Annotated in this window: 13 protein-coding genes; 5 read left to right on the top strand and 8 right to left on the bottom strand. The window is 63.6% G+C overall.

The window, feature by feature from the left end; genetic code table 11:
• Nucleotides 1-29: 29 nt before the first annotated feature.
• Nucleotides 30-641, bottom strand: coding sequence for a TetR/AcrR family transcriptional regulator (locus tag VGM51_00065; protein HEY3411428.1), 612 nt, complete (start codon nucleotides 639-641; stop codon nucleotides 30-32).
• A 112-nt stretch (nucleotides 642-753) separates the two neighbouring features.
• Between VGM51_00065 and VGM51_00060 the strand changes: the two genes are divergently transcribed.
• The gene (locus tag VGM51_00060) at nucleotides 754-1,278 is read left to right on the top strand and encodes a universal stress protein (GenBank protein ID HEY3411427.1); all 525 of its coding nucleotides are present in this window, start codon (nucleotides 754-756) and stop codon (nucleotides 1,276-1,278) included.
• A gap of 70 nt (nucleotides 1,279-1,348) precedes the next feature.
• Here the strand turns inward: VGM51_00060 and VGM51_00055 are convergent, their stop codons facing one another.
• The gene (locus tag VGM51_00055) at nucleotides 1,349-3,166 is read right to left on the bottom strand and encodes a beta-galactosidase family protein (GenBank protein ID HEY3411426.1); all 1,818 of its coding nucleotides are present in this window, start codon (nucleotides 3,164-3,166) and stop codon (nucleotides 1,349-1,351) included.
• Between the two features lie 207 nt (nucleotides 3,167-3,373).
• Between VGM51_00055 and VGM51_00050 the strand changes: the two genes are divergently transcribed.
• From VGM51_00050 to VGM51_00040, 3 genes are all read left to right on the top strand, one after another.
• Nucleotides 3,374-4,207, top strand: a complete 834-nt coding sequence (locus VGM51_00050) for a phytanoyl-CoA dioxygenase family protein (GenBank protein ID HEY3411425.1) — start codon at nucleotides 3,374-3,376, stop codon at nucleotides 4,205-4,207.
• 123 nt (nucleotides 4,208-4,330) lie between these two features.
• Nucleotides 4,331-4,891 (top strand): hemerythrin domain-containing protein, encoded by a 561-nt coding sequence (locus tag VGM51_00045; GenBank protein ID HEY3411424.1) that lies wholly within the window; start codon nucleotides 4,331-4,333, stop codon nucleotides 4,889-4,891.
• Nucleotides 4,892-4,975: 84 nt separating this feature from the next.
• The gene (locus tag VGM51_00040; GenBank protein HEY3411423.1) at nucleotides 4,976-5,752 is read left to right on the top strand and encodes an SDR family oxidoreductase; all 777 of its coding nucleotides are present in this window, start codon (nucleotides 4,976-4,978) and stop codon (nucleotides 5,750-5,752) included.
• Nucleotides 5,753-5,832: 80 nt separating this feature from the next.
• Here the strand turns inward: VGM51_00040 and VGM51_00035 are convergent, their stop codons facing one another.
• From VGM51_00035 to VGM51_00015, 5 genes are all read right to left on the bottom strand, one after another.
• Entirely contained in the window at nucleotides 5,833-6,018 is a 186-nt protein-coding gene (locus VGM51_00035; GenBank protein HEY3411422.1) for a hypothetical protein, read from the bottom strand.
• Between the two features lie 271 nt (nucleotides 6,019-6,289).
• Nucleotides 6,290-8,422, bottom strand: coding sequence for a LamG-like jellyroll fold domain-containing protein (locus VGM51_00030; protein HEY3411421.1), 2,133 nt, complete (start codon nucleotides 8,420-8,422; stop codon nucleotides 6,290-6,292).
• A gap of 43 nt (nucleotides 8,423-8,465) precedes the next feature.
• A complete protein-coding gene (csaB, locus tag VGM51_00025; GenBank protein HEY3411420.1) occupies nucleotides 8,466-9,551 on the bottom strand; it encodes a polysaccharide pyruvyl transferase CsaB in 1,086 nt (361 codons plus the stop codon).
• A gap of 9 nt (nucleotides 9,552-9,560) precedes the next feature.
• A complete protein-coding gene (locus tag VGM51_00020; GenBank protein ID HEY3411419.1) occupies nucleotides 9,561-11,471 on the bottom strand; it encodes a DUF5693 family protein in 1,911 nt (636 codons plus the stop codon).
• A 73-nt stretch (nucleotides 11,472-11,544) separates the two neighbouring features.
• Nucleotides 11,545-12,261: a rhomboid family intramembrane serine protease gene (locus VGM51_00015; protein HEY3411418.1), complete on the bottom strand. Its 717-nt coding sequence runs from the start codon at nucleotides 12,259-12,261 to the stop codon at nucleotides 11,545-11,547.
• A gap of 80 nt (nucleotides 12,262-12,341) precedes the next feature.
• On the opposite strand from VGM51_00015, the gene VGM51_00010 reads away from it, so the two are divergent.
• Nucleotides 12,342-13,082, top strand: coding sequence for a glycosyltransferase family 2 protein (locus VGM51_00010; GenBank protein ID HEY3411417.1), 741 nt, complete (start codon nucleotides 12,342-12,344; stop codon nucleotides 13,080-13,082).
• An 11-nt stretch (nucleotides 13,083-13,093) separates the two neighbouring features.
• Here the strand turns inward: VGM51_00010 and VGM51_00005 are convergent, their stop codons facing one another.
• Nucleotides 13,094-14,119 carry a zinc ribbon domain-containing protein gene (locus VGM51_00005; GenBank protein HEY3411416.1) on the bottom strand — a complete coding sequence of 342 codons (1,026 nt, stop codon included), beginning with the start codon at nucleotides 14,117-14,119 and terminating at the stop codon, nucleotides 13,094-13,096.
• Between the last annotated feature and the right edge of the window lie 224 nt (nucleotides 14,120-14,343).

The raw sequence follows: 14,343 nt of genomic DNA, 5'->3' as shown, positions 1-14,343 counted from the left end.
CATGCCCGTGTGCAGGTTCACCATTACAATCAGGTTTCACGGGCCATCAGGCCGAAAAGCAGCATGTCGGCGACAGCGCCGATCGCGGACTCGAGCACATGCCGTTCGCCGAGTGTGCGCGGGTTCCGGCTGTAGGCGAGCAGCGAATTGCTGGCCACGATGAGCGTTCTCGCAGCGGCGAGAGGATCGCAAGCGGCGAACTGCCCGGAGCGCATCCCCGCCTCTATCGGCCCGGCAAGGATGCCTGCTTCAATTTCGTGGTTGCGCTCGCGGCGTTCCATCAACTGTGGCCGAAGCGCGGAATATATCTCATCGATGGACTGGGAGTACGCGTGTGCGTGGTCGAAACGGAACATCACCCTGGCGGTCAGGACTTCCTTAACCTGAAGGGCCGGCGATTCCGGCTCGGCGACGATCTCCCCCAGGCGAGCCTGCAGCTGCGCGTTCATTCGGTCGATACACGACAGTGCGACGTCGGCCTTGCTGTCGAAATGAAGGTATACGGTGCCTTTGCCGATACCGGCCTCATGCGCGATATCATCGACAGTGGTCTTGCCGTATCCATAATGCTGCATAAGTCGGTCCGCAGCGTCCAGAATGATATCAGTTGTGTTTTCACGCCCGCAGGGCTGCTTTGACATGCTCGAAGGCCTCTATGACCATATGACTATTCCAGTCATATGTTGAGTCATCTTGTGTGTTGATGTCAACACCGGGCACACATTGCCGGTTCCGCGGTGGTTCAGGAGGACGATGATGAAAGACACGGTTGATCGATCCGGGGACGCAATTCTGAGCGCGAAGGGCTTGCGGAACATCCTGGTTCCACTCGATGGTTCCGCCCTCGCCGAGCAGGCGCTCGCGCCGGCCCGGATGCTCGCAGAGGCGTTTGGCGCGCGGATCACCCTGCTGCGCGCAACGCGCCCTATTCAGGAGATAGCGGTGCAGCTTACGCCGCTGGACATGCCCCTGACGTGTGACCTGGAAGAGATCACGCAGATTGAGGCTGAACACACGGCGCAGTACCTGAACAAGGTGGCCGCCCGGTTGGGCGGCTCCGGCCTGACCATCGACACGGTGCATCGGCAGGGACACCCGGCCGACGTGCTCCACGACGTGGCGAAGGAGATCGGAGCCGACTTGATCGCCATCACGACCCATGGACACGGAGGGTGGCGGCGGTTCATATCCGGCAGTGTGGCGACGGAAGCCATCCGTCACGCGCACTGCCCCGTGCTCGTTGTACACGTCGAGGGACACGAGAAGCGAACAGGCTGACAGGCCGCGCTTGGAGCCGCTACAGGGGACCGAAGGCTATCGCCGGCGCCCGGCGGGCGGTGACGGGCCCTCAGTCGCGGCGTTGGTCGAGAATCGGTTCGGGCAGCGCGCCAAGAGCTGTCTGGCCCGCATATTCGGCGTCGAACACGATGACGTCATTGGAGCCCTTTCTCAACCACGGGCCCGGAACGTACAACGTCTGCTGCGGACCGATGCGCCAGAATCGCCCGAGATTGTGGCCATTGATCCAGACGTTTCCCTTGGACCAATCGCGCATATCCAGGAATGTATCGCCCACCGACTCCAGCGCGAAGGAACCGCGGACGAAGGCCGGGCCGCTCGCTGGAATCGCTCCGTACTTCAGTCCGGTTACATTGTCCATCGGGAGCGAATAGGCATCCCAGCCGGACAGCGTTTCGGGTCCAAGGGTCACGGACCCGACTATCCCCTGCCGTTCGCCCGGCAGCGAGGCGCCGTAGTTCACTCGCCCGGTATTTTCCACGAGCAGATCGAGCGTCGCCTCGGCTTGAACAGGCTCGATCTTGACGGAGCGTACCTCCGTTCGGCGGTCCAGCGCTCCGATTCTCCGGCCGTTCACGAACACGGTGGCATACCCGTGCAAACCGCGCACGGCCAGGTCGCCGGAAGCGCCGGCCTTCAAACGGGTCCGGTAAAGTACGAGGCCGTACGATTGGCCGAGATCCTCCATAGTCCGCGGCTGGTCGCTGTGGACCGGCGCGGGCAGAACATCCCAAAGCGGGACGCCGCGATTAAGCCTGATGCCGGTGATCGATATGACGGGCTGCGGAGCGGGCATTGCAGGCGGGACAGTACCGGGGGGCAGGTGGCGCGCGATGACAGCCTTGAACGCGGTGAACTTGGCTGTGGCGCGGCCGGCCTCGTCCAAAGGCGAATCGTAGTCGTAGGACGTAACGTCCGAAAGGTATGGCGGATCGTTGGCGCCAGCCATCCAACCGAAATTGGTCCCGCCGTGGAACATGTACAGGTTCACAGAGATGCCACGGGAGAGCATCCATTCCAGGTCATCGGCCTTCGGGCCAGCAGCGGGCGCGTTGTGGTCCACGCCCCACTGATCGAACCAGCCACACCAGTACTCGCCGCACATCAGCGGGCCGGTTGGCCGGTGTTTGCGCACGGTTTCAACCGCCGACTGTGCGCCGCCGCCGAAGTTGAATGCGGCAGGCAGGTCGTCCAGCGCGCCGTTCGGAATCTGGTCCGGACCGTCCGCCGTGAACAGTTGAACTTCGAATCCGGCGTCGCGGATCATTTGGCGGTTCTTTTCCATAAACTCGTGGTCGCTGCCGTACGACCCGTATTCGTTCTCCACCTGCACCATCACGATGGGACCGCCGTGGCTGCTCTGCAACCGGGCCAGCTCGCGGGCAAGTCGCTTCAGGTACCGCGCGCATGCGTCCAGGAAGCGCGGATCGCGGGAACGCACCTTCATCGTGCCGTCCTTCAGAAGCCATGCGGGATACCCGCCAAAATCCCATTCGCTGCACACGTACGGACCGGGACGGAGGATGACGTTGAGCCCCTCTTCCCCGGCTTCGCGGACGAACGCGGCGACATCCAGATTGTTCTTGAAATCGAATCGCCCGGGCCGCGGTTCGTGCAGGTTCCAGAAGACGTATGTGCAGATCGTGTTGAGGCCCATCGCGCGGGCTTTGCGCAATCGGTCTCGCCAGTACGCCCGCGGGATGCGCGGATAGTGCATCTCGCCCGAGATAATAAGGTACGGTTTTCCGTTCATCAGAAACTGCTTGTCGTCGACTGACAGGACGCGCGGGGCGGCCGCGACGGCGGGAGTCGCAAGCGCGACGCCGGCGCACGCGGCGAAACCGATGAGATGGCAGATTCCGTGCATATTTCTTCCCCTTGAGGCAGCGGCCGGCGGGCGGTCCGCGAGCGAGTGTGTTAATTCAGTATGTGGCCTGAACGGCGGCGGATGGCAGCGGCCCCGGCCGGCATCACCATTCCGGGCGGTTCACTCAGGCCGCCGCCAAATCGTGTGGCCGCAATCGACCGCGCCCGGGTATCATTGTGCTTAGCCTCAGCATAAGGAGCGTGTGCCATGCCAGTTCAGCCGGAGTCCCTGCCGGACCTGTCCGACGCCTATCCTCTTGACGACACCGATATCGTCCGTTACCGCCGCGACGGCCACGTGCGCCTGTCCGGAGTTCTCTCGCCGGGGGACGTGGCCGCGTACCGTCCCGCCATACTCGATGCCGCGATGCTCTACAACAGCGAGAAGCGCCCCATTCAGGACCGCGATACCTACGGACGCGCGTTTCTGCAGATCATGAACCTCTGGGTGAAGGACCAGAGCGTCCGCCGCTTCACTCTCGCACGGAGGTTCGCCCGGATTGCCGCCCAGTTGATGGGCGTCGATGGCGTGCGCGTTTACCACGACCAGGCGCTCTTCAAAGAACCTGGGGGCGGCCCGACACCGTGGCATCAGGACCAGTATTACTGGCCGCTCGATACCGAGCACACGATCACGATGTGGGTGCCGCTGGTGCCGCTCAAATCAGGGTTGGAGGGGATGACATTTGCCTCGGAATCGCAGCACCTGGGCTATCTCGGCGAGTTCGAGATTTCCGATCGGTCCGATGCCGTTTTCCGCAAGATGATCGAGGAAAAGAAGCTGAAGCTGTCCTCCGCGGGCGAGATGCAGGCGGGCGACGCCACATTCCACGCCGGCTGGACGCTTCACTCGGCGCCCGGCAATCCCACGGACACGATGCGCGAAGTGATGACCGTCATCTACTTCGCGGATGGTGCGCACCTCACTGAACCGGACAACGAGAACCGCGCGGACGATCTCTTCTGGTGGTTCCCCGGCCTCAAAGCCGGCGATGCGGCCTCCAGCAAGCTGAACCCGGTCGTTTACCCGTCGGGAACCTGATCGCATCTATATCGGGCAGGCGGCCCTTGCGCCAACATAATAACCTGCGCAACGGGTCGGGCGCCAGTACCGAACGAATCGTTATCGAACCATGATGCCGGAATCCGGCAGGGGGAGGCCTAGTTGGAACTTAGTGCTGCCGGTGTGCTCGAAGCGGAGCATCGCTACATACAGAAGGTTGTCGGAGTCGCCGCCCTGCACGCGGACGGCATCGAGGCCGGAGAAACACCCGACTTTGGGTTGTTGGGCGAGGTCCTGGATTTCCTGCGCGCGTACGCCGACGAATGCCATCATGGCAAGGAAGAGGCGCTCTTTTTCCCCGCTCTGGAACGCAATGGCGTGCCTCCGGGCGGGTGTCCTCTCGGTGCGCTCAAGCACGAACACGTCGCGGGACGGGCCCTGGTCGCCGATCTCGCGACTGCCGTTACGGACCGCCGGGCGGGCGCCGAAGTCCCGGTGGCGACGGTTCTGACATGCCTGAAAGGCCTGATCGAGCTTTACCCGAACCACATCTGGAAGGAAGACTACCTCCTGTTCCCGATGGCGGGGAAGGTCCTCACAGACCAGGACGAGTTGGCACTGGCCGATGAGTTCGCTAAGGCTGACGAAGCGTTCGGCCTCGTGAAACGCCGCCGGTTCGAGGAATGGGCGGACGCGGTGTCGGACAGGGCGCTCGCGGCGTAGGGCACGATAGAAGGCGTGATATTTCCGGGCAGGCCTCACGCGGCCCTGGCTTCGGTTCGGCGGAAGGGGAGGGAGTTGACTCGCATGGCGGACGAAGGGCTTCGGCTGGACCTGTCCGGCAAAATCGCGATCGTTACAGGCGGATCGGGCGACCTCGGTCGCGTGATGGTTCGCACACTTGCGGCGTGTGGCGCCGATGTTGCCGTCCACTACCATCGCAACCGGCAAATGGCCGAACGCCTCGTGGAGGATGTCCGGTCCACCGGGCGGCGTGCCATCGCGGTCTGCGCGGACGTTACTGACCGCGAAGCCGTGATGGCGATGTGCCGCGAGGTCTCGGCGGGCCTGGGCGCTCCCGATATTGTCGTGAACAACGCGGTTGCGCAGTACGCGTGGACGTCGGTCCTGGAACAGGGCGCTGAGGATTTCGAGGGGCAGTTCCGCTCCTCGGTGCTGCATAACGTCTTCATGGCCCAGGCGTTCATCCCGGGCATGATCGAGAAGGGCGGTGGCGGCCGCGTGATCGGGATCAACTCCGAGTGTGCGATGCAGTGCTTCGCCTCACAGTCGGCTTATGCGGCGGGCAAAAGGGGCATGGACGGCGTGCTGAGGGTTCTGGCGCGGGAAGTCGGGAGCCACGGCATCACCGTGAACCAGGTCGCACCGGGCTGGACGATCAGCGACCGGAACCGGGACGTGTCCGAGGCGGACGAGGGTTATATTTCGAGCGTGCCGCTGGGACGGCGCGGCGAGGCTCAGGAAATCGCCAACGTGGTGGCGTTCCTGGCGTCGGATCTGGCGAGCTTCATCACGGGCACTTATATCCCGGTCTGCGGCGGCAACGTCATGCCGGGAATTTGACACGCGACGGAGCCGGACCAGGAGCGAACCGGGGGGCAGAAGCGTGAGCGTCTCGCCCCCCTGTTGTTGTTTTCACGCGGCTACACTGTCTCGACGACGGCGGGCACCGTTGCGGGGGTCGCCGGTTCGAGGACAGGCGTCGAGACCAGCGCGGCTGCCGGCACTGCCTTGACTACCTTGCCCAGCGGGCCGATGACGCCGTTGGCGGGTTTGACTGTATGTGTACGGTGGCGCGATCTGTGCTCGTTCATGATTCGGTGAGGCATAATGGTTTCTCCCTGTATCCGATACCGTTCGTGAATGCGTCTGGGGGTGCTCCGAACGAAAAGCGCCTCCGGTTGACCGAGGGCAAAGAAAGCCCGAGCGGCACCAGCGGCGCATGAGTATCATACAAGGGTGAGGCCCGAAATCAGGTTGTCCTGTCCAGGCGCGACGCGTCGCGCCTGAACCAATTCACTATACCCCATTTGCAGGGTCTGAAGCACCGCCCCTGCCTGTTGTGTTTCCGTCGTCCGCCCGAACGCCGCGGCTAACGGGCTACTTTCGGCCGCTCTTCCAGATGGACCGCAGCGGGATAACCTCCAGTGACCGTATGGTCGCGGGGCCTCCTGCGGATTCCACCGACAAGCGATCGTCGGAAGGCAGGAAGCAGGCCGACACGGACACCTCTCCCTCGTTCACAAACGTCTCGATGGAAGTTCGGTCCACCAGAATCTCGACCGTTTTGATAGCGCCGGCCGCCTGCGCCGGGGTCGATTTGCAGGCCACCGTGCGATCGGTCACATTGACGGCCGCCCCACGGACATGAAACGTGAGGGTTGTCCCAGCGGGGATTTCGACCTGCGCCACGATATGGAACAGATCGCCGGGCACATTGAGCGGCAGCGTGGCTCCGGCGGCCAGGGTGGAAGCCTCAAACACACGCGGTTTGCCGTGCAGCTTCGCGATTTCCGGGGCCGGCTTGCGATAGACCCGCAAACCATCGGCCGTGGAGTGAAGGGTCATGTCACACGGGAACGTCATCTGCTGGTTGAACGGCATGTCCGGGTACTTGCCGTCGCGCATCCAGGCGATTTGCACCCGCCGGCCGGGGGCTCCGGTGATATCGCCCCACGACTGCGTGGCATAAAAGTTGGGTCCCTGGTCGCACGGCAGTTGCCCGGTCTCCGGTGAAAACGTGGTTCCGTCGAAGCCGCCCACGGAATAGAAGCCGTTGCCGCGAACCAGCACCCACTTCATCCTGTTCAGATCGCCGTCCAGTGGAAGCTGGAAAAGGTCCGGGCACTCGAAGCTGTCGGGAATGGACGCCGGCAGTTCTTTCCAGTCCAGCAGGTTTGTCGATTCGAGGAGGTAGTAGCGCCCATCTCCGGACATCACCATGACCCACTTATTCCCAGGCGCGTACCAGAACACCTTCGGATCGCGCTCGCGGTGCAGGAAGATGGGGTTCTTCGCGTATTTGGTCCAGGTTTTCCCCTCATCCAGGCTGTACGAGATACACTGGCTGATGTTGTCGAACCCCGACCAGAACGCGATCAACGGGGGGTGCTTCTTGTCGCTGGAGAGGCCCGACGTATTTTCCCGGTCGTACACGCACCCGCCGGACTGGACGCCGGTCCCGAAACGATGGTCGTCCCAGAACGCCGGCTGAACCTCGGTCCAGTGGATCAGGTCCTTGCTCACCGCGTGGATCCAGCACTTTGCCCACCGCTGCGCGAAAAGGTGGTACTGGCCGTTCAGGTAGATGAGACCGTTGACATCGTTGAGCCAGCCCTCTTCCCGTTGGCCGGGGTTGAGCTGGCGCACGGTCCACTGACGCGCGGTGAAGTGGAACTGCGGGCGATATTTCTCCTGATAAAGATCCGCCGGTGGTGCGAGCAATCTTGTCTCCTTATACTGTAACCGGTGACGCGCAATCTGCGCGGGTGTGCCGCTGAGACGCTCGATCTCAGGAACCGAAAGCGCACGATCCCAGAGCGCAACGTAGTCAATCTGCCCCTTCCAGCCGGACTTGATCGCGCCCCCATTCGATTCCGCGCCGATAAGTACGGGCTCCGTGTTGCCGGTCCGTAGAGGTCCCGCCACGTCCGCCTCATCCATCAACACGCCGTCGACAAACATCTGGAGCGATGCGCCGTCGTACCGACAGATAACCGTGTGCCAGTCTTTCGGACCGATCTTTGCGGTCGGCGCGACGACCTGCGTCATCCCCGGTTTGTCCCTTGTCCCTAACTCGAACCCGATTTCATTCGCCAGCGAGAAGAGATTGTAGACCAGGTGATCGTGGCCGCCATGCTTGCTGAACAGAGGCTGGCCCCAGACGCCCGAAGGGTTGCGCAATCGTATGGCGACGGTCAGGGCTGAGCCTGTCAGGTTCAGCATCCCGTCGGTTCCCTGCCCGGCGTCCAGATACCCTCCGTCAAATTCCGCCACCACGCCGTCGCCGCCGGTGGCCAGCGAATCGGCACGGTCTTTCCCTGTCAGGCGGTCGCCAAGAGTCACGGCGCCGACGGGCTTCAATTCGTTCTTTCCGGCGGCGTCCTTGGTACCGCCCATCTGCCATACGGCGACGGCGGACTGAAAGACGTCTATGGGTTGAATCGGCTCGGCCGACCTTGCGGCGGTCCCAATGCCGATGGCAAGCGATAGAACCAGCGCGGATATCTTCATGCTGAGGCTGTCTTTCTGTTCCCTTCAGGGGCGCCGACGCGACTCACGCCACGTCCAGGAACGCTCTCACCAAGCGGGCCGTGCTCAGGGCATTGTCCCGAAGGCGTTCGGCCTCGCGTCCCATTTTGCGACCAAGCGCTACGCGCTGCTCCCAGGCGGACTGCACGGCCTCCACGATCGCGTCGGGGGTCATTTGCGCCGGACCGGGGGTTGCGGGCGCGCCGATCTCTTCAAGAAGCGAAGATACCTTGGGATCGTACGGTATCCCGACCACGGGCAGGCTATGCGCGGCGGCGAAAATCAGCGCATGCAGCCGCATTCCGGCCAGGATGCCGGCGCGACCGGCAAGCGCCATCATATCGGCCGGATCGTACGTCCCCTTCAGGCATGGCGCCGGCTTCGGCATCAGCGCTATCGCCCGCGCGGCCAACTCCTCGTCCGCCGGCCGGTGCATCGGCAGGAAGGCCGGTGAGAAGCCCCGCTCCTGAAGCAGGGTCGCCGTGCGCGCGGCAAGGTCGGCCATGTTCGGCACGGCGGGCCATGCCCGCAGCGCCAGCGTCACGCTGCGCTCCCCGACCGGCATCCCCTGCAACTCCCAGATGCGCTCCGAGCGCTCTTCAGGCGCCGGTTCCAGAGCCCATACAGGATCGGCTGTCAGGTAAATGCTCGGCCGGTTCACGCCGATCTCCGCGAGAAGCGCCTTGCTGCCCCTGTCCCTGACGGAGATGCCCTGCGTGCGATTGAGCACCGTCCTCACCGCGGCCCGCACCGCGGGACGCCGCAGCGGGCCAATGCCCTGCGCGTAGAGGAACACGGGCCGCCGGATGATGCGCGCCGCCACGATGACCCAGAGGTAGTAGAACACGGATGAGGCGCTCGTCGCGTCTTGGAGGAGGCTGCCGCCGCCCTGGATGAGCGCATCCACGTTCGGGAGTACGTCGAGGATCTTATTCCGCTGAACCGCGGCCACCTTGTGGATACGCGACGTCTCCGACGGATTCTGGGACAGAACCGTTACCTCGGGGTCGCCCCCGTGGGTATGCAGCACCTGGAGAACGGCGGCGCAGACCGCTTCGTCCCCTGCGTTGGCGAACCCGTAGTAACCGGACAGCAGGATGCGTTTGCGCATGATGGAGGTTCAGGCGGCGGCTTTGGGAGCGCGGAAGCGGTCCGATATCCAGGCGATCAGGAGCGCCACGATGAAGCCGGTCCACAGCCCGTTGAATACGCGGAGAACAGACACTTGCAAGGGCGTGTGCAGGTGGCAGAACGTGTTCACGATTGAGACCTGGCCGATGGCGCCTACGATCAGAAGCGGAAGTCCCCAGCGGACCCGGCGCATGCTCATTAGCGCGATCCCCAGCAGAAGGGCCGGGTGGCCAATCAGGAACTCCTTCGTACGCGGCCGCACCCCCATCAGTTTCTCGAGCAACGCGCGAAACTGCAGTTCGGCCCCGCTCACACCCACACCCGGATCGTTGCCGCTCCGGGCCAACAGCATCGCGAGCGCGGCCATCGCGACGACGAAAATGATGAACCCGCCAAGCACAAGCGGTTGCGCCCAGATTTCGGCGACCCGCCGTCGAACCCGCTCCCGAGCGGCCCGCAACCCGCCGCGGGACGAAATATCGAGGTAGAACATCGCGGCGATCAGCACGATCGCCCCGCCCTGCTGAGCCTTGATTCCCGAAAACTCGACGATCTTCATACTGCCAAGCCGGCTGGACAGCAATCCGACCACAAACACAGCGCCCAGCGCGCTCAGGCTCGAGGCGCACAGGAACGCCGGCGCCGCCCGGAGAACGGAACGGAGCAGCGAATTAGCCATCACCGACTCAGTTTCCGCCATCCGCCGATCCAGAGACGCGCGCAACACCAGGAACGCCAGCACCGGCATCAACAGCGCGCCCTGAAGCGCCACGAGCTTGCTGCCACTGCCACTGAACGGCAGAACGACGTCAAGGAGGGCGAGCAACAGGACGAGGGCAAGTGTGCCACCGACCGCCGGCCATGCATAGAGCAATGCGAGCAGGGTCGCTGCGCCAACGCCCATTCCCATCATGGCCCGCTCCACCGCACTGCCGCCATATTCCAGATAAGGATGCGGGGAGCCGGTCACCAACCCGTGGGAACGGAGCGCTTCGGCGATCTTGCGGACGTACTGGACGTTCGATTCCACCGCCGGCCACGGCGCACCGGGCAGTGCGCGCACATAAAGCGCCCGGATGTTCCGCTCCTCGGCCGCCCGCAGGAAGCGGTCGACCGCATCCGACTCGGTGGTTCGCGCCATCTCGGTGGGGTTGATACTGTGGACGCGGACCACGCTGCCGTTCAGCGCTCGCGCCAGCTCCTCTTCACCCTTTTGCTTGCCGAATTCCACCTGGCCGAACAGCAGGCCGTTGGAGGTCAACGCTTCGGCCGTCTGCTTCACCAGGCTTGGATAGCCCAGCACCTGGTCTCCGCCGAAGATCACGATTCCGGCGCCTTCGGCCTTCGCCGAATCCAGGGCCCATTGTACCCCGAACTGATCGGGCGCGAGGAAATTGGTCACACGCGGCACTGGCTGAAGCCCGGCCGCCTTCACGGCCGCAACCACGTCGTCCGGGAGGCCGACGGTCAGCGAATAGAGTTCAGTCCAGGATGCGTGGACGGTTACCGTTCTGCCCCGGTCCACTTCCTGGCCCCATTTGTTCTTGATAACGGTCAGCACCCGGTCCCGCAACGCGTCGTCCGAAAACTTCAGGCGCGTAACCATCTCGGACGGGGCGGCGCCACCGATACGCGGAGGCAGAACCTCGACGCGTTGAAAGCCCTCCAGTTCGCCGAGGGTCTGCTCGCCAATCGCAACACCTTCAGCACCCTGTGCCCGGAACCGTTTGAGCACATCGGGCAGCGGGGTGTTCGTCTCCTCGGAGAGGAGCCGCATCTCATCCCAGTCCAGAATGATCGCCACACGACGGTTGGCCGCTTCGGCATGCCAGCGGGCCGCCGCGGTTTTCATCGCCGCCAGCGTGCCAACCGCGACCATCAGCCACAATACCAAGCGCATATTGCTTCGCAACTTCTTCGTCCTTCCGTCTGTGCGCTCTCGCATCCGGGGTCGCTGAGGCATCGCCGTTGGCCTACCAATCCCGATAACCGTATCGCCGCGGCTCGGGCCTTCTTCCTCCGAAGACCTTGATCAACAGAGCGCCCGCCGCAAATCCGCCGATATGCGCCATATACGCAACCCCGCCCCCACCGTGGCCGGCCGCCCCCATGGAGTTGAGGAGAATCTGGTAGGCGATCCAGATGCCCAGCACGATCCACGCCGGAACGTCCATCAATGTGGAGAAGAACCCCCACGGCACCAGACACTTCACGTTCGCCGTCGGGAAGAGCAGTATGTAGCCGCCCATCACCCCGGCGATGGCTCCTGAGGCGCCCAGGGTCGGAACCTGCGAAGCCGGGTTGCTGGCGATGTGGGCCAGTGTCGCGGCCAGGCCGACGAGGAGATAGAAAGCCAGGTACTTCCCCTTGCCCAGTGCCCCCTCGATGTTGTCGCCGAAGACCCACAGATAGAGCATGTTGCCGGCAATGTGCATGAACCCGCCGTGCATAAACATGCTCGTGAAAATCGTCAGCCAAGCCGGATGCAGCGCCGGGTTCTCGACGACAGTCTGGTCGAACCGGATCATCTCACTGTGCCCCTGAGTCAGAACGTAGGGCACCATCGTGTAGGCGTACATCCCGAGCCCGATGCCTTGCTGCCAGAGGAACACGAGGATGTTGACCACAATCAGGCCGATTGTTACAATGGGAACAGAGTCTCGGGGGTTATCGTCATAAAGTGGTATCACGGATCGGGTTTCCTGCCTTCAACTGACCGCGTGCACAGCACCGCCATGGTAGCACCCGCCCGATGGAGGATGGAAGGTAGATGATGGACGATGGGCCCCGCTCCGACGCATTCCCCGCCTCCGCCGGACCGTCCGCGGTCCTTCTGTCCATTCTGATCCCGGTCTTCAATGAGGCGGCAACCGTCGCCGCCACTATCGCCCGTGTGCGCTCGGTTGAACTCCCGATCGAACGCGAGATCGTGATTGTGGATGACGGGAGCACCGACGGTACGTGGCCTCTCCTGCAGTCGCTGGCCGGCCCTGATCTGCGCCTTCTGAGGCACCCTGGCAACTACGGCAAAGGCGCCGCATTGCGAACGGCGCTGGACGCAGCCAGGGGCGATCTCTGCGTGGTACAGGATGCCGACCTCGAATACGATCCTGAGGACCTTCCGCGCCTCATCGCCCCCATACTGGCCGGAGAGGCCGACATGGTCTACGGTTCCCGTTTCCTGGGAAGCCCGAAGGGCATGAAACCGGTGTTCCGTCTCGGAAACTGGGTTCTCGCGTGGACGGCCACGTTCCTCTTCGGCCGCCGTGTGACGGACGAAGCGACCTGTTACAAGGCCGTTCGGACCGGCATGCTGCGCGCCATGGAACTGAAATGCACCGGCTTTGAGTTCTGCCCCGAGGTCACCGCCAAAGGTTTACGCCGCCACCTCCGGTTCACGGAGGTCCCGATCCGCTACGAGGCGCGTGGCGCCAACGAGGGCAAGAAGCTCACGTGGCGCCACGGCGCACAGGCTATCTGGACGCTGCTGAAGTACCGCTTCGTCCGCTGATCCCGGAGCGCTTACTTCCCGCAGTTACCGCAGTGCGGGGCATACCGCAGCCGATTGACGCCGCAGTGTTCGCAGGTCTCCTGCAGCGAGCGGCCGCAGTCCCAGCAGTATGCCTGTCCCGGTTCGAACCGCGTCGAGCAATTGGGACAGCACCGGCCCGCCAGCCGCGACCTCGCGAGCCGCTCAGGATTGAACACGTAACGCTTCAGCGCTACGATAGCGAGAATGCAGCCCACGGACCCCAGCAATGCCACACCCAACTGCGCCAGCCCCTGGAATATCTCCCAGCAGTAGCGGAACGCCAGGAAGATGAGTTGGATCACCGAAGCGGTCAACAACGCCGTCAGGATCGTCAGGAACCGCCACTGGGTATTGCGCCCCCACCGCCAGAGTGACCACGAAATCCAGAAGCATACCCCGGCGAAAGCGAAATGCAGCACGAACAGGATGATATCGCGCTGGTGCGTCCGTTTGCTGTATATCTGGCCTGCCTTCTTTTCCAGCGCCGTCAACTGCCCTTGCGGCCCGGCCAGGTCGGCTTCGGCCTTGGCGAGAGCTGCCTTTGCGGCGTTCCGGACCGCGATCGCTCGCTCATACAACGCCCTCGCTCGCCGATACGCCGCCTCCTGAGCGCCCGTGCGCTGTGCTGCCTCGATGCCGGTGCGGAACTCCTCGCGCCCGAACTGGTATTGCCGGTCAGCTTCCCGCACCACGGCGTTGGCGCGATCCAGTTGCGCCCGCCGCACATTGACGACGTGCTGGAGTTTCTCAACCCTCGCGCGAACGGGCGGAATGCCCACGGCGTCCTCGATGGGCGGCCCCGACTCACGCGGTCGATCGCCGGCCCAGCGACCATCGTAGCCGTAGTACTCACTTTGGTAAGCTGTCCGACTCAGGACCGGTTGTGGAACGAGGTTGTCCATGTGCTCCAGCGCCCAGAGCGCCCCGATCAGGAGGAACACAACCAGGCCAAGCATCAGGACCTTCTCTACGCGCGTGATCTCCAGTTCTTCCGACTCGCGAATTCCGGTTGCCATATCACACCTCCATCAGAAGTGTATCCTTCAGGCAGGGGGCCCGGAGCAGGACAAAGGTACCGTTTTGTGCTGGACAGAGTACCGGGTTCGCATCACCCTCCGGTTGAACTGCCTTCCCGCCCACGCCCGAGCCCCTCCGCCACCCGCCATTTGGCACCCGTCACCCGTCACATGCCACCCGACACCTGATACCCGCCACCCAAAAAGAGGCGCCCGCCCCGGCG

This window comes from Armatimonadota bacterium (assembly GCA_036504095.1).
In the GTDB taxonomy this organism is placed as follows: Bacteria; Armatimonadota; DTGP01; order JAKQQT01; family JAKQQT01; genus DASXUL01.
The sequence above is the reverse complement of the archived record's forward strand: the minus strand, read 5'-3'. Positions and strand labels throughout refer to the sequence as shown.